Below are 21,005 nucleotides of genomic sequence, written 5' to 3'. Positions count from 1 at the left end.
CCATTCCGGGAAACCGATTGAGTCATCATCTTCACTTTTCAATCCAAAAACTGCAGTCCAACCTGCTTTGCTATGCTAAACCAATCAAAAATTGAATATTTCTTTAAAAGGCTTGGTTTTTATAGGCCGGCCGGAGAAAGAATACTCCGACCGGCTTTTATTTGCCAATCAACCTAAACTTAACCCATGAAAACCTCAATATCTTCGTCGACTGTTTTAATTCCTGCAATTCCAAAGTTTTCTACCAGTACATTTGCCACGTTTGGTGAGAGGAATGCCGGAAGTGTCGGGCCGAGATGAATATTCTTTACACCGAGATAGAGCAGCGCCAGCAACACAATCACAGCCTTCTGTTCGTACCACGCTATGTTGTATGCAATCGGCAACTCATTGATGTCATTCAGTTCAAAAACTTCTTTCAGTTTCAACGCGATTACTGCCAATGAATAGGAGTCGTTGCACTGTCCTGCATCCAACACACGAGGAATACCACCGATATCACCCAAAGGCAGCTTGTTATAACGATATTTGGCACAACCGGCAGTCAGAATAACCGTTCCTTCCGGAAGTTTATCGGCAAATTCGGTATAGTAATCGCGACTCTTCATGCGACCATCGCAACCTGCCATTACAAAGAATTTCTTTATAGCACCGGTCTTAACCGCATCAACAACTTTATCAGCCAACTGCATTACTTGGTTATGAGCAAAACCACCTACAATCGTTCCGGTTTCCAACTCTGTCGGTGCAGCACATTTTTTCGCGTGTTCGATAATTTCAGAGAAATCTTTCGATTCACCATTTTTCCGAGGTGCAATATGTTTTACTCCGTCGAAACCAGCTGCTCCCGTAGTATAAACACGGTCTTTGTACGAATCAGCAGGAGGAACCAAACAGTTAGTTGTCAGCAACACCGGCCCGTTAAACGCTTCAAATTCCTCTTTTTGCTTCCACCATGCGTTACCGTAGTTACCGACAAAGTGTTCATACTTCTTGAAAGCCGGATAATAGTTAGCAGGCAACATTTCGCTGTGCGTATAAATATCTACGCCGGTTCCTTCAGTTTGCTTCAGCAATTCTTCAAAATCTTTCAAATCATGACCGCTGACCAAAATACCGGGATTCTTCTGTACACCAAGGTTTACCTCTGTAATTTCAGGGTTACCATAGCTCTCTGTATTTGCTTGGTCGAGCAATGCCATCACGTCCACTCCGTACTTTCCGGTCTCCATCGTCAGGGCAACCAAATCGTCAGCCGAAAGAGTATCATCGGTAGTTGCGGCCAACGCCTTTTGCATGAAAGCATAGAGCTCTTTTTTCTCGTAACCGAGATTAAAAGCGTGCTCAGCATAAGCGGCCATTCCTTTCACACCATAAACAATCAACTCACGCAACGAACGAACATCAGGATTAGCAGTTGAGAGGATTCCCACATTAGCTGCTTTTTCCTCGAAAGCCTCCAGCGTGTCAGCTTCCCATGTTAGTGATTCATGATTCGACGAAAGTTTTCCACCTTCGGCTTCGAAGCGGTTTTTCAATTCAGCGCGTAATTTCAGCCCTTCCCGAATTTTCTCTTCAATCTTCTTCTTGTCGAAATTAGCGTTGGTAATCGTCATGAACAGGGCATCAAATACAAATCGATTCACCGGTTCCCATTCAATTCCCATTTGGCGTGCTTCGTGAGCGTATATCGATAATCCTTTGGTAACAAAGACCAGTAAGTCCTGCAAGTTGGCTACATCATCGGTTTTTCCGCAAACACCTTTGATGGTACAACCTTCGCCTTTAGCGGCTTCCTGACATTGAAAACAAAACATACTCATGATAATTCGTTTTAAAGATTAAGTTTTATGATTAACTGTTGATTTAAAATCACTTTTACGTTCTTCTATACCCACTCTTCTTCGAGAACTTCGCCCCGAATACTTACCGTAATGGCTTTTACCGGAACCTTTCGGCTGGCCCGAAGCGTAGCCATTTGAACCAGCTGCTGTAAACCACCGCAGCAAGGCACCTCCATCATCAGTACAGTGATAGTGTTCACTTTCGCTTCATTAATGAGAGTGATTAACTTCTCCAGATAAATCTCCTTTCCGGAATCCAGTTTGGGACAAGCAATAACCAACGATTTATCTTTCAAATAATTTTGATGGAAATCCCCCAGTGTAAAAGCTGTACAGTCGGCTGCCACCAGTAAATCGGCACCACGGAAATAAGGAGCTAGCGGATTGATAAGATGCATCTGCACCGGCCATTGGCGAAGTTGAGAAGCCAATGAACCATTCTCGCCTTTAGGTGCCAATTTCAACTCTTCCGGATTAAAAACAACGGTCTGAGAGCTCGGACATCCTCCTCCACAACTGCTTCCGTTTGCCGGCTTCGGCTCGGTGTGAACAGCATCCTTCACCGCTTGAACAGAAAAAGGTAAATTCTCCTCGTTTTCCACCAAATATCCCATTCCCTGTTTCAGAAATCCTGTCTCGTTGTGTTCACGCAAATGCTTCAGATGAGCGACCACCGTATTGAAACCTTTGCTTACCATAATCTCTATCACCTTCACCTCATCGTACGGTTGTGCTTCACGGTTTTCAATCGTAATAGCTTCTTCCGGGCAGTGTCCGATACAAGCTCCCAAACCATCGCACATCAAATCGCTGATTAGAACTGCCTTCCCGTCAATAATCTGCAATGCTCCTTCGTGGCAATTAGGAACACAAAGACCACAACCGGTGCATTTCTCTTCGTCTATATTGATGATGTCGCGTTTCATATTTCGTTTTCTTTATTACTGTCGTTTAAATTTTACATTACAAATGTAGATGGGCCCTTACCGGGAAAGTGTAACAGCTGTTACAAATTGGTATATTTGTGTAAAAACTTTCTGTAATGAATACGATTCTAACACAATCGCCCATACTCAAAGGACTTCAACCAACAGAAGTAGAAAATCTGCTGGGCAAAGTTCCACATCAGATACGACACTTCCACAAAGATGATTTACTGGCCGTAGCCGGAGAAGAAGTGAAAGCAGCAATGATTCTTTTGGAAGGAAAACTTCAGGGTGAGATGGTTGATTTTAGTGGAAACAGCTTGAAAATTGAAGAACTACTTCCCCCACAAATGGTCGCAGCCGGTTTCCTTTTCGGGAAAAACAGCCGCTTCCCGGTGAACCTGTCGGCCATGGCTGATGGCAAAATGCTCATCATTCTGAAGCCCAATTTTACGCGACTGCTAAGCCTTGACAATCGAGTATTGAATAACTTCCTAAATATTATTAGCGATAAAGCCCAGTTTCTTTCGAGAAAAATCAGTTTCCTTAATTTTAAAACCATTCGTGAGAAAATCGCCTTCTTCCTGTTACAGCATTATAAACCAGGATTTCGGAATATTTCGTTAAAACAAAATCAGCAAAGCCTCGCCGAGATGTTTGGAGTCGCTCGCCCCTCATTGGCACGAACAATAAGCGAATTGCAACGAGAAGGAATACTGGAGTGGCGACGTGGCGAGGTAGAGGTAAAAAATGCTGAAGCACTAAAAAATCTGTTGTAATGAAACTCCTGCTAATCATTAGTAAATTTACCGATAAATACTATTTATAAGTGTTTTTACCGATAAAAAATATTAGCATATTTACCGATATTTAATATTTATTAGTATATTTACTAATAAATTATTCCTTTAAACAGATGAATTCATTTGTGAAATGAAAAACAGGGCAACTATTTCGTGCGATATTGTTTCCTCAACAGCTTTATCAGCGGAAAGTCGGGATATTCTGGCAACTAAGCTAAGAGGTTTGGTAAAGAAACTTACAAAACATTTTGAAAAAGAAGGCTTCTATGGTCGTATCCTGAAAGGAGATTACATCGAATGCGCTCTGGAAGAACCGGATGCTGCATTGCGTGTAGCCCTCCTTATCAAAACCTTTGTCCGCTCACTCGAACTTCCAAAACCTAAATACGAAAATAAACGACTCAAATACTTTAAAGAACACGGCGTACGAATAGCCATTGCAGTAGCTCCGTTAGAGAATTACCAGCCCGTAAAAGGCGTAATGGACGGAGAAGCCATTTACCTTTCGGGAAGAGCACTAAACCGTAAAGACACCTACGACAAGCAAAAAGTCATTATAAAAAAAACAATGTACTTCCTCTCATCCGACCAGGCACTTGAAGATTTGCATGAAACAATACTCGAAATGCTGGACGTAATTCTCGCACGTTGTTCGGCCAAACAGTGCGAAGTAGTATTTCATAAATTATTGAATAAATCAGAAGTTGAGATCGCCAAAATTCTCAAAAAAAATCAATCAACTATCAATCAGCATTCGACGGCCGCTGGCTGGAATGCTATATACAGAGCTGTTTCATACTTCGAAGAAAACATACACTGACATGATGATTAACCTTCTATTCCTTCAGCTAACGGCACACCTGGTAGCCGATTTCCTTCTTCAAAGCGAACACTGGAGCTTGCAAAAGGAAAAGAAAATAATCAGCAAAATTCATATCTTCCACATTCTCATTGTCTTTGCCTCATCATGGCTCTTTTCACTGCAATTAGCGTTCTGGTCAGCTGCATTAGCCCTGACTGTTTTGCACTTTCTGACAGATGTTATTAAAAGTCTCATCAGAGTAAAATGGAACAAAGATTGGTTCTTTATCGACCAGTTTGCTCACATCATAATCATTACAGCAATCGTTTGGTTCTATGTTGATTCGGGCATGAATCAACTACCAGTTTTCATCACTCCTCGAATAGCTGCCATTATATTTGCTTACACACTTTGCGTAAAACCATCCAACATCATCATCCGGTACATTTTTCGATATTTCTCAGTGAAAGCGCCTGCTGAAACGGAAGAAGAAAACGGAGGAGGTTTACCCAATGCTGGTAAACTAATCGGTATCACCGAACGTCTTCTTGTACTCACACTAGTCTTATTACAGCAGTATTCGGTGGTTGGTTTCATCATTGCCGCCAAATCTATTCTGCGTTTTAGCGATGCTCAAAAGACAGAGTATGTATTAGTTGGAACCTTGCTGAGTTTTGGAATAGCCATTTTAATGGGTGTAATGGTAAGCTATTTTTAGCCTACTTCTACAGTCCATTCAACCAATTCTCAATCATCTGCTGCCCATCAGGTGTCATGATTGATTCCAAATGGAATTGTATTCCCCTGACAGGCCAGGTTCGATGCCGCAAAGCCATAATATTTCCGGTTTCGCCCCGAGCTGTTATTTCCAGTTCTTCTGGAAAACCGGCATCATCTACCGCCCATGAATGATAAAGCCCCGTTTCGAAAACAGTTGGGATATTCTTAAAAAGTATATCCGGAATCAATGTTTCCGTCCGGATGACTGTACCGTGATAAATTGCATCGAGATGTTTCAACCTTCCTCCAAAAGCCTCAGCAATAGCCTGATGACCCAAGCATACACCCAGTATCGGCATTTTCGGTCCCATTTTACGAATAATTTCGCTCATCAACGGGACCTCCCCAGGTAATCCGGGGCCGGGCGAAAAGATGATACCATCGAAGTCAGCTGCCTCATTAAGGGAAATTTCATCATATTTTCGGACAACCACATCAGTTCCGTCCCACTGCTCTACCAACTGCACCAGGTTGTAGGTAAACGAATCGTAGTTATCGAAAATCAGTATCCGCATCGGGAAAAGTATTAGTTTTGATGCGCAAAACTACACCATTCTTTCGCATGAGTGAACACTTCGCAAAAAAAATGAACAGACTCGCTGCACAACATGAACCATTTCTGTTCATACTTGACTTCGACCTCAAAGCTCCCCTAATATTTACACTTGCTGAAGCTGAAAGTCGGGGTATTTTGTTCGAAATTAATGGACAACGCAATTTTCAGCCAGTTTTTCCCACCAAAAAAGCAATACAGTTCGAGAAACAACCAATTTCGTTTTCGGATTACCGAAAAGGCTTCGACAATGTAATGCGTCATATCCGGCATGGTAATTCATTTCTCACCAACCTCACCTTCCCCACTCCAGTGAAAACCAACTTGTCATTCGAAGAAATCTTTCACCGGAGCAGAGCACCGTACAAATTGCTACTTCCAGAAAAATGTGTTGTGTTTTCACCGGAGATTTTCGTAAAAATCACCGACGGAAAAATTTCCTCTTATCCAATGAAAGGAACCATCGATGCGGCCATTCCCAATGCTGCCAGCCAGATTTTGAACGACCGGAAAGAGACGGCTGAACACAACACAATCGTCGATTTAATTCGGAACGACTTATCGATGGTGGCAAAAAAAGTACATGTTTCCCAATTTCGCTACATAGATGAAGTAAAAACCCACGAAAAAACGCTGCTGCAGGTTAGTTCGGAGATTTCAGGTGAACTTCCTTCAGATTATCATTCCAACATTGGAACCATTATAGCCACATTGCTGCCAGCAGGCTCAATTTCCGGGGCACCCAAGCAGAAGACAGTAGAAATCATTAAGGAATCGGAAATCGACCAACGGGGTTATTACACCGGTGTATTTGGCCTATTTGATGGGCAAAATCTCGATTCTGCCGTGATGATTCGCTATATTGAACAAAAAAATAATCAAATGATATTCCGCAGTGGCGGAGGCATCACCGTTTTTAGCGAGCCGGAGAAAGAATACCAGGAAATGATTGACAAAGTATATGTGCCGATTCATTGAAACCATATGCATCCGAAATGGGGAGCCCGAAAGACTTTCATGGCATAATGCCCGGCTGAATCGAACTCGGCGAGAGGTATTGAACATGACCACGCAAATCGATTTAACCAACAATCTGAATATTCCTGCGGAAGCGAAAAATGGCCTGTTCAAATGCCGCGTTACCTACCGGGAAACTATCGAGAAAGTAGAGTTCGAGCCTTATTCAATGCGAGCAGTTCATTCTCTTCGCCTGGTGAATGCCGATGATATTAATTACAGATACAAATATGCTGATCGAGAAAAACTGAAGGATTTGTTTTCTCAGCGCTGTGATGCCGACGGCGTGCTGTTGGTCAAAAATGGCTTCATTACCGACACATCATATGCCAATATCGTTTTCCTGAAAGAAGATAAATGGTTCACTCCTGATACGCCGCTTCTTCCCGGAACACGCAGGGCCTGTTATATAAAAGAAAGTAGGATTGAAGCGATTCCCATCCAGCCGGAAATGTTATCGGAATTTGACGAAGCACGCATCATCAACGCAATGATTTCGATAGAAGAATCGCCCACAATTCCGATAGAAAATATAAAGTGGTAAGTATTTAGCGAAGAATAATTTCACGAATAACCTGCCGTCCCACATGGTTGTTCATCGCATCCACAATCTGATGTCGCATCATAAACAGCTCGTTGCGCACGATAGAAGAACGGAGATGTACATACAACACGCCATTTTTGATATAAATGTTGGTGGTAGCACGCGCAATCGTTTTCCCAATAATGGTTTCCCAGGAATTAACGGCTTCCACTTCGGCTAGCTTGCCATCCATCCGCGATTCCTTCAGGTATTCCTTAATCACACTTCCCAACGATTGTGTTTCACTTCTGCGCATCTCAATTGCTTTTTTTCTTGCAGGTATTCTTTATTTCAAAAGTATAAAGGGAAAATCACATTAGCACTGTCGGTCCCTAATTGTTTTCAACAACTTTTGGTTCACCGCCATTATTATTTCCATTCTCGGTAACGGCACCATCGGTTACCCGGAATATGCGGTAATCAGCCCCTACTCGGGGAATAATCTGGTCGAGATGTTCGCGGTTAGTATCGGTAATAAAAATCTGTCCAAATGTGTTTCCCGAAACCAGTTTGACGATCTTCTCCACTCGTTCGCCATCGAGTTTGTCAAAAATATCATCGAGAAGAAGAATTGGCATAGCTTGATTCACCGAACGAATAAAATCGAATTGTGCGAGCTTCAAAGCGACCAGATACGTTTTTTTCTGGCCTTGAGATCCCATTTTCTTCATAGGAAAATCGCCCAACTTCAGCTCCAAATCGTCTTTATGAATTCCCACGGAAGTGAATTGCAAAACCCTATCGCGCTGAAGTGCTTCCTTAAGTTGCCCTTCAAAATCGCCTTCATTCAACTGCGATTGATATTCGAGAGTCACTTGCTCGTGCCCGTCCGATATGAAGTCATAATATTTCTGGAAAATGGGTTGCAACTCTCCCAGAAATTCCTGCCGACGCTTGTTAATCTTTTCACCTAACATCACCAGTTGCGCATCCCACACTTCCAGGTTATCAGGTTCAAATACGCGATTGGCTGCAAAATATTTCAGCAAGTTATTACGCTGCAACAGTGCCCGGTTGTACCGAATCAACTGATCGAGATACTGGCGATCGTTTTGCGAAATCACACTATCCATGAACTTCCGGCGTTCATCGCTTCCGCCCATAATCAAACTTGTGTCCGATGGAGAAATCATCACCAACGGCAACAGACCAATGTGCTCCGACAGTCGTTTGTATTCTTTCTTATTGCGACGGAATTTTTTCTTCTGCCCCTTCTGAAATCCACAATAAATATTCTCATCCTCATCCAGACGACTGTACTGTCCCTGCAACACAAAAAACTCTTCCTCGTGACGGATATTCTGCGAGTCAACCGAGTTGAAATAGCTTTTGCAGAAGGAAAGATAATAGATCCCATCCAACAGGTTGGTCTTCCCCACACCGTTGTTCCCGATGAAACAATTCAGTTTGTGCGAAAATTCCAACTCTACCTGCTCGAGGTTCTTAAAATTGATGACAGATAATTCCTTTATGTACATGAATGAGTGTGATTGAGGGAAATAATCCGGCTACAAAACTAATAAATAATCGTCCGGAACAGTGGTTTGCCGATTCCGAATTAATATTCAATCTGTTTTTCAATTACTTAGTCAGAAATGTCCCAATAAATTTCTTTTAGCGCCGACATCATATTTTTATGATCAAAAATACCAATGGTTCCTGAAAAAAATTTATTTTTGCCTTCACGTTTACACGACCTGAAAATAAAGACATAATAAATAAGATGAGTAAAGGAAAAAACAAACACACCGGCGAAAACCTACAGGAAGTTGAACACGCGTTGACCTCAACTGAACAATTTTTTGAAAAGAATCAAAAAATCATCACTTACATTTTTGGTGCGGGCGTAGTTGTAGCCATTCTCTTTCTGGCCTTCCACCGGTATTATAAAATTCCGCGTGAGAAAAAGGCACAGTCTCAGATGTTTGTTGCCGAACAATATTTCCAGAAAGATTCATTCAACCTGGCGCTTAACGGCGACGGTAACTATCCCGGATTTCTCGACATTTTAGATGAATACGGAAGTACCTCTTCAGGTCATCTGGCACGCTATTATACCGGAATCTCTTACCTCCATCTTGGAAAATACGAGCAGGCCATTGAATATCTTGATGATTTCAGTACCGATGATCCGCTGATTGGTCCGATTGCCAAAGGAGCTACCGGTGACGCCTATGCCGAATTGGGTAATAACGACAAAGCAGTTAGCCGCTACATGGACGCTGCCAATATGAACGACAATCAATTCACCACACCTATTTACCTCATGAAAGCGGGCAATCTGTATGAAACCATGGGTAAATATGATGATGCATTGAACGTTTACAAAACGGTAAAAGAAAAGTACCCGGAAAGCAACGAGGGACGTCAAATCGACAAATACATTGCCCGCGTTGAAATCCTGGCAAAAAAATAAAACGAATTAGTTTTCGATAAAGCAATCCCCTTCGTTTGGAACGGAGGGGATTTTTTATCTTTGCAAAAATCCTGAAAAAATGGCTACAAAAGATTTATCTGCATACGACATGGAAAAAGTTCCATCGGCCGAAAACATGAAATTCGGTATTGTGGTATCGGAATGGAACTATGAAGTAACCGGGGCATTAGCTCGTGGTGCTGTTGAAACACTGAAAAAGCACGGAGCACAAGACGATAACATCCGTGTTAAACACGTCCCCGGAAGTTTTGAACTAACTCTGGGCGGTCAGCTTTTTGCTGAAAATACCGACGTAGATGCTGTTCTGTTGCTCGGTTGTGTGATACAGGGAGAAACCCGACACTTCGACTTCATTTGTGAAGGTGTTTCGCAGGGAGCAACCCATTTGAACATGAAATTCAATTTACCGGTAATTTTCGGCGTTTTAACCACCGATAATCAGCAACAAGCCTTAGACCGTGCCGGCGGCAAACATGGTAATAAAGGCGACGAAGCAGCCGTTACCGCCATTAAGATGGTTGCCTTGCAGCGTGATTTCGAAAATGGCGAATAATAGAATTACAAAACATATTACACCAAAGCTGCTCAGTACTGGGCAGCTTTTTTTTATGACATATATTCTGCGTAAGCATAAAGAAAAAAGAGCAGCCCTACTGGACTGCTCTTTCAATTTTATTGAGAATATCTTCTATTATTTCTTCGGTGCTTCCATACCACGCTGCCGAGCCATATCTTCCAAGCGCTTTTGGAATTTCGACTTCTTCGCTGGTTTCTTCTGTTTAGCTGTAATCTGCTTGCGAATCTTATCTTCATCGATAGCTTTCTTGAAGATGAACATCTGCAGGAAGGTCAGCAACAGCGACAGGAAGTAATACAAACTCAAACCTGCTGCGTAGTTATTGAAGATGAACAGGAACATTACAGGCATCAAGTACATCATTGTTTTCATTCCCGGCATCTGCTGTGTTCCGGCCGCATTCATCTCGTTATTCATCTTAATGTAGAAGACGTTGGTAACGGTCATCAGCAAACAGAACAAACTTACGTGATCGCCATAAAACGGAATGGTAAACGGCAGGTGCAGAATCGAGTCATACGACGATAAGTCATGCGCCCAGAGGAAACTCTGCTGACGCAACTCGATGGATACCGGGAAGAACCGGAACATCGCAATCAGAATCGGGAACTGGAATAGCATGGGCAAACAACCTCCCATGGGATTCACCCCTGCTTTCTTGTAAAGTGCCATCGTAGCCTGCTGAGATTCCATCGCCTTATCTTTGCCATACTTGGCCTTGATCTCGTCAATTTCCGGTTTCAACGCACGCATCTTCGCCTGCGACAAGTACGACTTATATGTAAACGGAGAAATGATGAGCTTGATGTAAATGGTCAGCAACAGAATGATAATTCCAAAATTGTTGATGTACCTGCGAAGGAAATCAAACGCCGGAATCACAATGAATTTGTTTACCCAACCAATAATTGTCCATCCCAGGTTCATCTCCTGATCGAGCTGAAGCTTGTATTGTTTAAGGACATTGTACTGGTTCGGACCAAAAAACATCTTCATCGGAACGTTCTGCGTCTTGGCATTGTCAACCGGAATGGTTACATCGGCCGAGAAATCTGCGAGGTAGTTCGGATTATCTTCAGTTTTGTTGCTTTTAATTTTTGCACTGGTGAAGCTGTTATCGGCAATCAGAATGGAAGAGAAAAACAGCTGCTTAAATCCGATCCACTTCACACTGGTTGTCAAATCCTTGCTATCAGACTTGGAAGAGCTCAGGCTGTTCACCTCATCCTGATGATACTTGTAATAGATAGTCGTGTAACGATCCTCGCCGTATTTCGATTTCTTCTCCTGACGAGGAACATCGATGGCCCAGTTAAAGCTCATATAAGCATTACCGCCAATCAATTGACTAAGTCCCTGCGAGCGAATATTGAAATCCATCATGTACGAGTTGTACTTGATGGTATAAACATATTCGATGAATTTGCCATTTCCGGCGTTTACCCGCATCGTCAATGTTTTCGAACCTCCCGGATGGTCTTCGTTAAAATTGATACGCCCTTCTTTTCCTTTCGGAACTTTCGGTCCGGTAGCAACCAAGCTATCGGAGCTTACTGAAGGTGTAAAATACAGCTTGTCCGTTTCAATGCTTCTGTTTTGTGAGAAGAAATTCAAACCGAAACGGTTGGCATCACCACTAAACAATACCAATGGTTTGCCGTCGTATCTTTTATAATTTTTTAATTCTACCGAATAAATCCGTCCCCCTTTCGTGGAGACCTTTACTTTCATCAGGTTATTTTCCAGCGTAACGAACTTCTCAGTTCCCACAGCAGCATCGCCAAAGGCGCCATACTCGTCTTTCCGGTTTTCACTTGTCTGTGCAGTCTTTGCTGTTGTTGTTGAATCAGCTTTTTCCTGTGGCTGTTGAGTAGTCGTAGCTTCCTGAGCTTTTTTCTCAGCTATACGTTGTTGTTCGGCCTGAACCTGCTCAACTGAGTCGCGCTTGCGCTTGGCAGCCTCGACTTCTTCCTTCGAAGGTTTATTAAAGTAACTGAATGTAATCAGTATGACAAAAATGAGAACAAGTCCGCTAATGGTATTTCTATCCATAGGAGTCTTTTACAACTATTTAATTATTTACTTCTTATTTTTCAATACAGCTGAAACAAACGCAACAAACAACGGGTGCGGTTTCAGAACCGTACTGCTGTATTCAGGATGGAACTGTACACCAACAAACCATGGATGTTCCGGGATTTCCATAACCTCTACTAAACGGGTTTCCGGATTGGTTCCAACAGCCTTCATACCGGCACTTTCAAAATCTTTCAAATATTTATCATTGAACTCATAGCGGTGACGATGACGTTCATGAACTTTTCCTTTATTATACGCAGCAAAAGCTTTCGAATCTTTTTTCAATTGACAGGAGTAAGCACCGAGTCGCATGGTTCCGCCTTTCTCGATAATGCCTTTCTGCTCTTCCATCAAGTCTATAACCGGATACTTTGTGGAAGGGTTCATTTCACTTGAATCGGCACCACACATATTGAGTACATTCTGTGCAAACTCAATGACCGCGATTTGCATTCCTAAACAAATACCGAAGAATGGAATTTTGTTTTCCCGTGCATACTGTGTGGCCAGTATTTTCCCTTCAATACCACGATGTCCGAATCCCGGTGCCACCAAAATTCCGTCGCATCCTTTTAGTTTACGCTCCAGGTTCTCCTGCGTAACACGCTCAGAGTGAATCCAGGCTATATCAACTTCAGCTTCATTGGCCGCGCCTGCGTGTATTAATGCTTCGGAAATGGATTTATACGCGTCATGCAACTCCACGTATTTTCCGACGAGGCCAATCTTTATTTTTTGCTTCGGATTCTTGCACCGATACAGAAAATCATTCCAGGCTTCCAGCTGAGGAGAGACGCCAAGAGGCAGTCCGAGTTTTTTCAACACGATTTCATCGAGCTGCTCTTCCTTCATCTTTATCGGCACCTCATAAATAGTGGGTACGTCAATCGATTCGATAACAGCCTCTTTTTCAACGTTACAGAAGAGTGCCACCTTACGCTTAATATCTGGTGTCAACTGATGTTCTGTACGCAACACCAGCACATCGGGCTGTACTCCGTTCTCAAGCAGTGTCTTAACTGAATGCTGTGTGGGCTTTGTTTTCAGCTCGCCAGAAGCAGATAAATAAGGAACGAGCGTAAGATGAACGAAAAGCGCATTCTCACCCAACTCCCATTTCAACTGCCGAACAGCTTCGATATAGGGCAGCGATTCAATGTCACCAACCGTTCCACCAATTTCTGAAATCACAACATCAAATTTCCGCTTCGAGCCGAGATATTTGATATAGCGCTTAATTTCGTCAGTAATATGAGGAATAATCTGAACAGTCTTACCCAAATAATCGCCTCTGCGCTCTTTGTTGATTACCGATTGGTAAATACGGCCAGTAGTAACATTATTGGCTTGCGAAGTAGGTGTATTCAAAAAACGTTCATAATGTCCGAGATCCAAATCGGTTTCTGCACCGTCTTCTGTTACAAAACACTCTCCATGCTCGTACGGATTTAATGTTCCGGGATCGACGTTAATGTATGGATCAAGTTTTTGAATGGTTACCTTGTATCCTCTGGATTGCAATAACTTAGCCAAAGAAGAAGCTATAATCCCTTTCCCCAGCGAAGAGGTTACACCGCCGGTCACAAAAATATACTTCGTTGCTGCCACGTTCCTATGATTTTTTGAGCTTTTTGAAAGTATGCAAAGTAACGAATAAAATCTGAAGAGGTGAAGCCTAAAATTAAATTTAGGGTAAATCTGAGCATGAAAAAGCCCGTTGCCATTCAGTAACGGGCTCTCTTATACTTTATGTAAATCTATCGGGACTCTTCTTCCAGTCCATCAATGATTTCAATTTTTGATTTCAGGTAATTGATTTGAGAGGTTATGCGATCAATTTTCGACTGAACATTGTCGGCCAATGATTGAGCGCCTTCCGAATCACCAAAGAAACCAATGTTATTCTGCAGTGTTCCCAAATCACTTTCCAGCTGCTTGATGCGGGAAACGTTACGGTCGCGTTCGTTATTGATGCGACCCCATCCGCGCGGAATGGTCATCCAGTGTACCATCTTGTTCCGGAACTTATACAGGTTACGTTCCTGTTCGTCCATTTCAATTTTATCGAATTGCTCGTTGATGGCGTCCCGGAACTTCGATTCCACATCATCTTTTCTCCGGAAAGGTACGCGGCCTGTCACCTTCCAGCGTTCCTGAAATTCCGCTAATTTAGCAACATCCGCCTCAACATCTCCGGAAGGCTTGAAATTACCAACCTCCTCTAGCAACGCTTTCTTAGCTTTAAGGTGCTCTTCCTGCTCATCCGTCATACCGGAGAAATGCGAACCTTTTTTGTTGAAAAATTCATCACAGGCAGCACGAAACCGCTTCCAAACAATGTCACTCTGTTTTCTTGGTACCGGCCCGATTGCCTTCCACTTTTTCTGCAAAGCAATCAACTTATCAGTTGTGCCCTTCCAATCAGTACTGTCTTTTATTTCCTCTGCCTGTTCACAAATCTCGATTTTCTTCGCCAGGTTCTCGTGAAGTTTTTCCTTGCTCTTGGCCCAGAATTCACGTTTTTTCCTGAAGAAGGTATCGTTGGCAGCACGGAAACGTTCCCAAACTAAGGTGTTATCTTTTCTGGGAGCAAATCCGATGGTTTTCCATTCTTTCTGAAGAGCAATAATTTTCTCAGTCATCTCATTCCACTCACGCGGATTAGTCGAATCGAAAATTGCAAACTCTTCTGCTCTTTCGCAGAGCTCAACCTTCTTCTCCAGATTCTCTTTTTGTTTGCTCCGCTCCTCTTCAAAATATTCCTGGTATCGTTTGTTGATAACAGTCGTTGCTGCTTTGAATCGCTCCCACAATTCCTGCTTATTCTCCCGTGGTACAGGGCCAATCTCACGCCACATCTCGTGCAGCTTCTGCAGTTGACGGAACGTTTTTACCGCATTGGATTCGTCTTCAGCCAATACTTCAGCCTTTTCACATAGTCCAATCTTCTTATCCATGTTCTTTTTCAGGTCAAGATCACGGAGTTCGCGGTTTATCTTAATGTAGTCGTAAAAATTCTCTACATGATGGTGGTAATTCTCCCACAGGTCTTTCACTCTTCCCTGGGGAACCTGGCCCAGCTCACGCCAGCGGGCCTGCAGTGCATTAAATTCCTGAAAAGTCGCATTTATCGACTCTTCCTTATTAATCAACGCTTTCAGCTCTTCTATAATCTCCAATTTCTTCTGATAATTTTCCTCTTTCTGAACCTCTTGTCTGCGATGATATTCGGTTCTAAGGTTTTTAAATTCTTTCAGAAGATCTTTCAGGTCATTCTCATACGGATCGGGCTCAGGATGAAAATCTGATTCATTTCCTCCTTCAGCAATAAAAGCTTTCTTCTGCTCTTCCAATTCGGTATTATGCAGCTTGTAGAAATTGGCTTTGATGGCTTCTACCTGAGGGCGAATATCCTCACTGATACCATTGGGAAGAATTTTTCGGAAAGTATTGATCAGCTGGACCTTGTTATATCCCGAATAATCAACTGAAGCCTTATCGACAGCCTCTTCGTCGCTTTCATCATCCTCTTCGTCTTCATCCACGTCGTCAGGGTCTTTCTCCAGATCCATCGATTCATCCTCGGAACTACCTTCCGGTTTTTCAGTGCTCTCTTCCTCTTTTGAGGTATTTTCTTCCGACTTTTCTACAACAGGCTCTTCATCTTTTTTGACAGCCTCTCCCTCCTCTTTATTTTCGTCGACCTCGTTCGGCTCCTCCTCCAACTCCATGGATTGATTCTCTAAATTATCCGCAAGCTTTTCGGGAGCTTCTTCCTCATTGGGAGCACCTTCATCCGAGATATCTGCAACAGTTTCGTCGTCAGAGGCTTTTTCATCGATCTTTTCCGATGAAGACACAACTTCCTCTTCTGCAAGCTGCTCTTCCGGATCGTCTACCTGCTTCTTCTTTTCGGGTTGCTGTTCATCTGCGTGTTGCTCATTGTCAACCGGCGTTTGTCCCTCTTTCGAGACTTCTTCATTTTCTACCCTCTCGTTCAAATTACGAGATTCGTCGTTGTGCTCTGGCATAGCCGAGTTTTTTAGTTCGTTGGACTCCATCAATAATCGAATTTGACCCAAAACACAAAAGCACTTAAGCCTTTGTTATTCTTACGAAAATATAGAATTGGGGGTTAATCCTCAAAGAAAATAAACATATATTTTGAATTTAGCAAAAAGAAGGGGGCTACGTGATTATTTCGCAGCCCCCATAATTCAAAACCTAACTTGCTATATTACTGTTAACCAATCTTAATTGTCCGGGGTCCCCTATCAATATTCTCTTCGCGTTTCGGCAATCTGATTTCGAGAATACCGTTGCTAAAGCCTGCAGTGATGTTTTCAGTATCAACTGAGTCAGGCATCGAGAAACGGCGGACGAAGTCTCCCGCAACAAACTCGCGGGTGGTATAACGTGCCGCTTCTTGTTCTTTTTTTTCAGATTCGCCTTTAATGGTGAGAATTTCTTTCTCAAGATTTATGTTGATTTGTTCTTTGGTAAAACCAGGAGCCACCAATTCGATGACAAACTGATCTTTTTCTTCTTTCACATTTGCTTTCGGACGACTTGAAGCAAAGCTGTCGTTCCAAACCGAATCGTTAAACAATCTGTCCAACAAATCATTATTTGATTTCATTTTCGAATGTGCGTTCGGGTAAGTCATTAAGTTCAACATGATATTTTCCTCCTTATTACGTTAATTTTTTCAATGCTTTTTCAATTTCTGACCTACTTTATTCAAACGATATACCATTCCATAAATCTTATCAATTTCAAAACAGACAATGCCACATTGACATCTCTGTCGAATTTATTGCGCCATTATGGCACAACTACACAAAATCAAGCAGACAAAAAAGGTAATTGAAAAGGAGTATTGAGATACTCAAAAGGGAAATTCTACATTTGTAGAAATTTTTGAGACAATGCGCATAGATATCATCACCGTTTTGCCTGAATTACTGGAAAGCCCGTTCGGTCATTCTATTCTCAAACGGGCTCAGGACAAAGGATTGGCTGAAATTCATATTCACAACCTGAGAGATTGGTCGACTGATAAACACCGACGGGTAGACGATTACGCCTTCAGCAAAGGAGCCGGCATGGTCATGATGGTAGAGCCCATCGAAAAAGCAATTAACGAATTAAAGAGCCAGCGTGAGTATGATGAGGTCATCTTCACTTCGCCGGATGGCAAACGTTTCGAGCAAAACGACGCCAACCAGCTTTCGCTGAAAAAGAATATCATCATTCTTTGCGGGCACTACAAAGGCGTCGATCAACGGGTGCGGGACAACTTGATTACCCGCGAAATATCGGTTGGCGATTTTGTCCTTACGGGAGGCGAGCTGGCCGCAGCTATTATTGCAGATGCAGTTGTTCGACTAATTCCCGGCGTACTTTCCGACGAAACTTCCGCCTTAACCGATTCTTTTCAGGACGGATTGCTTAGCCCGCCGGTTTATACGAGACCAGCCGATTACAAAGGTTGGAAAGTTCCGGATGTGCTCTTATCAGGAAATGACCAGTTGATTGAAGATTGGAAAATGGAGCAGGCATACGAGAGAACGAAAAAGCTCCGCCCCGATTTACTCGAGAAACACGACGAAGAATAAAGATATTCTCTACAGCATCCCGGTTCAGAAAAATTGGACCGGGATTTTTTTATCCTCGCCGGCAAATATTTTTATACGGACAATAACGGCAGGTCTCTTCCTTCTCTGTCTGAATAAAAGGAATGTTTGTATCGAAGATTTCTTCAAGAAGACCAACTAACTTTTCTTTAAATACATCCTGATGCTCGACATAGTTGACCGGCAAATTCCCCAACTCTTTGCTTGTGACCGTTGGCTGAAAATCTTTTTCAAATATTCTGCGCAAAGCATAAATACCAGTTTGAATAATCCCTTCCGATTTCCTGTTGGCATGAACAACCGAAGCATAAATCAAAGTCTGCAGGGCAGCTTTGTTCCGGTTCGATTTTTCCTGATCGAACAAATCATCCAGCATAGTGAAACTGAGATCGGCCTTTCCTGTTTTGTAATCCAGAATTTCGAGAACTCCATCCCGCTTATCCATCCGGTCGACTTTTCCACCGACGAGAACTGTTCGTTCTCCATCAGTTAAAGGAAAATCAGCTTTCACCTTGTTCTCCAAGCCTTCGATGGTAAATGGCGCTCTCTCTTTATCCAACGCAAGCACCTGCCGCACATATTTCTTCACAATCTCCCCTACCAGCCAGTTGCGTCCACGAAGGACAACGGCCTCGGAATTGCCTCCCCCCTTGAAATAATTTTTTCGAAACGATTGAAGCAGCAAATCCTGAATCTTCAATTCATCGTCTATCAAGCCCTGAATATCATCGGCACTCAATTCCTTTCCGAGAAATGGAGTATACAAGGCCTCCATCGTATCGTGAAACAGATTCCCAAAAATCCGGGCGTCAACTTCTTCGGTTACTTCATCAGGTTCCTCCAAACCCGCACTGTAGCGAAAATAGAACTGCAACGAACATGTCAGATACTTATCGATCGCGCTCGGTGAAAGCACCCTTTCGCCTTTAAGATAAGGCTTCAGTGGAGCCATTACATCTTCTGTCTTCTGAACAACAATCGGCACAGGCGAAAGCGAGGAAACCTCCATCGAAACACTCGTTTCCTTAATATCCAGCGGAGTTTCCATCTGCAACTGGTACAAATATCGGCTCTTCTCACCGACAAAAAGTCCTTCGGTACCTGAATGATAAACAAACGTTACACTCTCGGCCCGCTGAAGCAATCGATAAAAGTAATAAGCATACATGGCATTCATTTCTTCAACGGAAGGCAAACCAAAACCACGCCTCAAATTGTAGGGAATAAAAGAAGCTTTCGCTGAAGTTTTGGGCATAACGCCGTCATTCATCGACAGAATGACCAGGTTGCGAAAGTCCAGCGTTCGCGTTTCCAGGATTCCCATAACCTGAAGTCCCTGAAGCGGTTCCCCCTCGAAAGGCACCGTAATGCCTCCCAGGTATTGTCCCAGAAAACGGAAATAGGTTTCTCTTGTTAAAAAGTTCTCATCCCCGAGAATTTTCTTACCACTGGTTTCCAGCACATCCTTCAGGCGGTTGACAGCCAAATAGAGCTGGAACAAATATTCTTTATGTAACTGATGCCGGTTTTCACTTTCATCGGACGGCATCTTCGTAAAGACAGAACGAAGAATTTCCAGAAAATAATCTGAATAGTCGTCAATCGTTCGCGGAATTTGAAATATTAATCGCAAGAACGGGGATTGCTGTAACCTCTTCGCCGGAAGGTAAACCATGTTTTGCGAAATAATCTCTTCTGTCAACTTCCGGCTTAATTCTGGCTCGATTCCCGAAACCAACTGGTGCCCTAAAAGCGCCAATACATTTTTATAATAGAAAACCGACTCTTCGTGACGACGGATATTTCGCTGCAGTTCGATCAACTGATTTACCAAACTATAGGCCGGACTGGCATTCACCGGGAACCCCATCGTCACGTTCACTTTGCCTATTTGCTCCGGTAGTGCGCCCAGGACCGGCAGAAGCAAACCTTCGTCACACAATACAACCGCTGCATCATCGAACTGCCGGTCAGGTGTCGGCATTTTCATTAACTGGTTCGATGCTACCTGTGCCTGCCCCACCTGAGAAGGAACATTGATGATTTCTATTTTTGGCGGATGTTGCATGAAATCAGACTCGCCGCCTAACGAGGCCGCCTGCGGGAACTTCTTCAGGTTTTTCCGCATAAACAAACCTGCCTCCTGCTGCGGATCATCAAGATAATAGCGGTCGTAGTCCCAAAAAAACTTTGCTTTCCCGGTTTCCCGGAAGAAGGAAAACAAGATCTCCTCGCATCGGTTCAGCGCGTTGAAACCGGCTAGAATAATGTCTCCATCTTGCTTAATCTGCAACTCTTTCTCCTGAATCTGGCGGGCAGTTTCACGGTAAACCATGCCTTCGTAAGCAATTCCCTCGTTCAAAAGCCGCTCTCTGAATTTCTCATAAATCGGGAAAAGCGATTGCCAGATTTGCAAAAATTCCTCCTGATTCGGTGTTTTGTCGCGGTTGCTCAAGCTCCGCCAAAAACCGGAGATATGTTCCCGGCTCTCATCATCAAAGTCCTGAAAAAGCAAGTCAATCTCTTTCAAATCGGAAATATTCTGAAAAAGACCGGCCGCATCGACATTGTACTTGTCAATATCGTCGAAATCGTTCACGAGCATATCGCCCCAGAAATAAAAGTCATCGAATGATTCACTGGAACCAGTAACTTCGCGGTAAATTTCATACAGATGAAACACGAGTGTAAGCGGATCGGCCACGTGCCAATCGGTCTGACTGGCGAAAAAATCGCTGATGGTAACAATCTCCGGACTAAAAATCGGCTCGGAGACCAATCTATTCAGGTAACTATTGAAAAAAATTCCGGCTCTTCGGTTCGGAAAAATGATTGTTTGCTCCGAAATTTTGTCTCCGTAAACCTCATATAAATGGGCAGCCAAACGCGCTAAAAATCCCCGCATAAAATTTTTATCAATTAATTCAGAACTATTTAAATCTTTATTGGTTTTCACTGGGAAAAAAGA

General features: G+C 43.0%; 18 protein-coding genes. 8 read left to right on the top strand and 10 right to left on the bottom strand.

Going from position 1 to position 21,005, the window contains the following annotated elements; translation table 11 throughout:
• Positions 1 to 179 precede the first annotated feature (179 nt).
• Positions 180 to 1,823: a hydroxylamine reductase gene (gene hcp / locus CLV93_RS16815; RefSeq protein ID WP_106543385.1), complete on the bottom strand. Its 1,644-nt coding sequence runs from the start codon at positions 1,821 to 1,823 to the stop codon at positions 180 to 182.
• Positions 1,824 to 1,888: 65 nt separating this feature from the next.
• Entirely contained in the window at positions 1,889 to 2,770 is an 882-nt protein-coding gene (locus CLV93_RS16810; protein WP_106543384.1) for an ATP-binding protein, read from the bottom strand.
• A 116-nt stretch (positions 2,771 to 2,886) separates the two neighbouring features.
• Here CLV93_RS16810 and CLV93_RS16805 point away from each other — a divergent pair, with 116 nt between their 5' ends.
• The 3 genes from CLV93_RS16805 to CLV93_RS16795 all read left to right on the top strand — a co-directional run bounded on the left by CLV93_RS16805 (position 2,887) and on the right by CLV93_RS16795 (position 5,093).
• On the top strand, positions 2,887 to 3,549 hold the full coding sequence (locus CLV93_RS16805; RefSeq protein ID WP_106543383.1) for a Crp/Fnr family transcriptional regulator: 663 nt from the start codon (positions 2,887 to 2,889) through the stop codon (positions 3,547 to 3,549).
• Positions 3,550 to 3,703: 154 nt separating this feature from the next.
• Positions 3,704 to 4,393, top strand: a complete 690-nt coding sequence (locus tag CLV93_RS16800; RefSeq protein WP_106543382.1) for a fumarate hydratase — start codon at positions 3,704 to 3,706, stop codon at positions 4,391 to 4,393.
• 1 nt (position 4,394) lies between these two features.
• A complete protein-coding gene (locus CLV93_RS16795) occupies positions 4,395 to 5,093 on the top strand; it encodes a DUF3307 domain-containing protein (RefSeq protein ID WP_170108983.1) in 699 nt (232 codons plus the stop codon).
• Positions 5,094 to 5,100: 7 nt separating this feature from the next.
• On the opposite strand, the gene CLV93_RS16790 is transcribed toward CLV93_RS16795, so the two are convergent.
• Positions 5,101 to 5,670 (bottom strand): anthranilate synthase component II, encoded by a 570-nt coding sequence (locus CLV93_RS16790; protein WP_106543380.1) that lies wholly within the window; start codon positions 5,668 to 5,670, stop codon positions 5,101 to 5,103.
• Between the two features lie 20 nt (positions 5,671 to 5,690).
• On the opposite strand from CLV93_RS16790, the gene CLV93_RS16785 reads away from it, so the two are divergent.
• Both CLV93_RS16785 and CLV93_RS16780 read left to right on the top strand, forming a co-directional pair.
• A complete protein-coding gene (locus CLV93_RS16785) occupies positions 5,691 to 6,686 on the top strand; it encodes an aminodeoxychorismate synthase component I (RefSeq protein WP_308788899.1) in 996 nt (331 codons plus the stop codon).
• Positions 6,670 to 7,269, top strand: a complete 600-nt coding sequence (locus CLV93_RS16780; RefSeq protein WP_106543378.1) for an aminotransferase class IV — start codon at positions 6,670 to 6,672, stop codon at positions 7,267 to 7,269. Before CLV93_RS16785 ends, CLV93_RS16780 begins: the two co-directional genes overlap by 17 nt.
• Before the next feature lie 4 nt (positions 7,270 to 7,273).
• Here CLV93_RS16780 and CLV93_RS16775 read toward each other — a convergent pair whose 3' ends face one another.
• Complete coding sequence (locus tag CLV93_RS16775; protein WP_106543377.1) at positions 7,274 to 7,564, bottom strand: DciA family protein; 291 nt, start codon at positions 7,562 to 7,564, stop codon at positions 7,274 to 7,276.
• Between the two features lie 76 nt (positions 7,565 to 7,640).
• Entirely contained in the window at positions 7,641 to 8,786 is a 1,146-nt protein-coding gene (recF, locus tag CLV93_RS16770; RefSeq protein ID WP_106543376.1) for a DNA replication/repair protein RecF, read from the bottom strand.
• A 245-nt stretch (positions 8,787 to 9,031) separates the two neighbouring features.
• Between recF and CLV93_RS16765 the strand changes: the two genes are divergently transcribed.
• Positions 9,032 to 9,724, top strand: a complete 693-nt coding sequence (locus CLV93_RS16765) for a tetratricopeptide repeat protein (protein WP_106543375.1) — start codon at positions 9,032 to 9,034, stop codon at positions 9,722 to 9,724.
• A gap of 79 nt (positions 9,725 to 9,803) precedes the next feature.
• On the top strand, positions 9,804 to 10,298 hold the full coding sequence (gene ribH / locus CLV93_RS16760; RefSeq protein ID WP_106543374.1) for a 6,7-dimethyl-8-ribityllumazine synthase: 495 nt from the start codon (positions 9,804 to 9,806) through the stop codon (positions 10,296 to 10,298).
• 138 nt (positions 10,299 to 10,436) lie between these two features.
• On the opposite strand, the gene yidC is transcribed toward ribH, so the two are convergent.
• From yidC to CLV93_RS16740, 4 genes are all read right to left on the bottom strand, one after another.
• The gene (yidC, locus tag CLV93_RS16755; protein ID WP_106543373.1) at positions 10,437 to 12,374 is read right to left on the bottom strand and encodes a membrane protein insertase YidC; all 1,938 of its coding nucleotides are present in this window, start codon (positions 12,372 to 12,374) and stop codon (positions 10,437 to 10,439) included.
• 27 nt (positions 12,375 to 12,401) lie between these two features.
• Positions 12,402 to 14,009 carry a CTP synthase gene (gene pyrG, locus CLV93_RS16750; protein WP_106543372.1) on the bottom strand — a complete coding sequence of 536 codons (1,608 nt, stop codon included), beginning with the start codon at positions 14,007 to 14,009 and terminating at the stop codon, positions 12,402 to 12,404.
• Positions 14,010 to 14,158: 149 nt separating this feature from the next.
• The gene (locus tag CLV93_RS16745; RefSeq protein ID WP_170108982.1) at positions 14,159 to 16,432 is read right to left on the bottom strand and encodes a DUF349 domain-containing protein; all 2,274 of its coding nucleotides are present in this window, start codon (positions 16,430 to 16,432) and stop codon (positions 14,159 to 14,161) included.
• A 212-nt stretch (positions 16,433 to 16,644) separates the two neighbouring features.
• Complete coding sequence (locus tag CLV93_RS16740; RefSeq protein WP_170108981.1) at positions 16,645 to 17,040, bottom strand: Hsp20/alpha crystallin family protein; 396 nt, start codon at positions 17,038 to 17,040, stop codon at positions 16,645 to 16,647.
• A gap of 289 nt (positions 17,041 to 17,329) precedes the next feature.
• Between CLV93_RS16740 and trmD the strand changes: the two genes are divergently transcribed.
• Positions 17,330 to 18,019 (top strand): tRNA (guanosine(37)-N1)-methyltransferase TrmD, encoded by a 690-nt coding sequence (gene trmD, locus CLV93_RS16735; protein ID WP_106543369.1) that lies wholly within the window; start codon positions 17,330 to 17,332, stop codon positions 18,017 to 18,019.
• 49 nt (positions 18,020 to 18,068) lie between these two features.
• Here trmD and CLV93_RS16730 read toward each other — a convergent pair whose 3' ends face one another.
• Positions 18,069 to 20,942 (bottom strand): PD-(D/E)XK nuclease family protein, encoded by a 2,874-nt coding sequence (locus tag CLV93_RS16730; protein WP_106543368.1) that lies wholly within the window; start codon positions 20,940 to 20,942, stop codon positions 18,069 to 18,071.
• Positions 20,943 to 21,005: the final 63 nt, after the last annotated feature.

It is taken from the genome of Prolixibacter denitrificans, assembly GCF_003014495.1.
In the GTDB taxonomy this organism is placed as follows: domain Bacteria; phylum Bacteroidota; class Bacteroidia; order Bacteroidales; family Prolixibacteraceae; genus Prolixibacter; species Prolixibacter denitrificans.
The sequence above is the reverse complement of the archived record's forward strand: the minus strand, read 5'-3'. Positions and strand labels throughout refer to the sequence as shown.